Here is a 1046-nt window from a genome sequence, read left to right on the forward strand (position 1 = left end):
TCCCTAGTTGCTACGCAAGAGCACTCCAGGGAGACTGCCGGTGACAAACCGGAGGAAGGTGGGGATGACGTCAAGTCCTCATGGCCCTTATGGGTAGGGCTTCACACGTCATACAATGGTCGGAACAGAGGGTTGCCAAGCCGCGAGGTGGAGCCAATCCCAGAAAACCGATCGTAGTCCGGATCGCACTCTGCAACTCGAGTGCGTGAAGCTGGAATCGCTAGTAATCGCGGATCAGCATGCCGCGGTGAATACGTTCCCGGGTCTTGTACACACCGCCCGTCACACCATGGGAGTGGGTTTTACCAGAAGTGGCTAGTCTAACCGCAAGGAGGACGGTCACCACGGTAGGATTCATGACTGGGGTGAAGTCGTAACAAGGTAGCCGTATCGGAAGGTGCGGCTGGATCACCTCCTTTCCAGAGCTATGCATTCAGTGCATTCAAGTGCTCACGCTTATCGGCTGTGGTTTAGAGAAGCAACGCAGACAGGCTCAGGGGTCTGTAGCTCAGTCGGTTAGAGCACCGTCTTGATAAGGCGGGGGTCGATGGTTCGAATCCATCCAGACCCACCATCCTTGTCTGTGGTGCTGACTGGGACACCCTTGAGTCGGGTATGACCGGGGGATTAGCTCAGCTGGGAGAGCACCTGCTTTGCAAGCAGGGGGTCGTCGGTTCGATCCCGTCATCCTCCACCAATCCTCAATGCGCAGGGTTCTGCATGAAGGCAGAGCGTTGCGCATTGGCGATTGAGCCAGTCAGAGCGGTACACGATTCAATCGTGATATCGGCTGTCGTTCTTTAACAATCAGGAAGAAGTAGTAAAGAGATTCACGAAAGCGTGCCTGGAGATGGGTAGGCGAGTAGGTGAATCAGGGTTGTGATTGTATCGATGTATTTTAAGGGAATCGAGAGATTGCCTTTGGAATACGGCGCAACACGAATACTCAACCTGTAGCGGCATGTGATCGGCGGTGAGCAATCATTGAGACACACCCGTTATAGGGTCAAGCGAACAAGTGCATGTGGTGGATGCCTTGGCGATCA

2 tRNA genes and 1 rRNA gene are annotated in these 1046 nt (G+C 54.2%); all 3 read left to right on the top strand.

Annotation, left to right across the window (positions count from 1 at the left end):
• A 16S ribosomal RNA gene (locus tag AB4Y34_RS41675) occupies window positions 1-419 on the top strand; the annotation flags it as partial.
• 78 nt (window positions 420-497) lie between these two features.
• Window positions 498-574: transfer RNA gene (locus AB4Y34_RS41680), tRNA-Ile, on the top strand.
• A gap of 47 nt (window positions 575-621) precedes the next feature.
• Window positions 622-697, top strand: a tRNA-Ala gene (locus tag AB4Y34_RS41685).
• The last annotated feature ends 349 nt before the right edge of the window (window positions 698-1046 follow it).

The sequence above is a fragment of the Paraburkholderia sp. BR10954 genome (assembly GCF_040965775.1).
Lineage (GTDB): Bacteria > Pseudomonadota > Gammaproteobacteria > Burkholderiales > Burkholderiaceae > Paraburkholderia > Paraburkholderia youngii.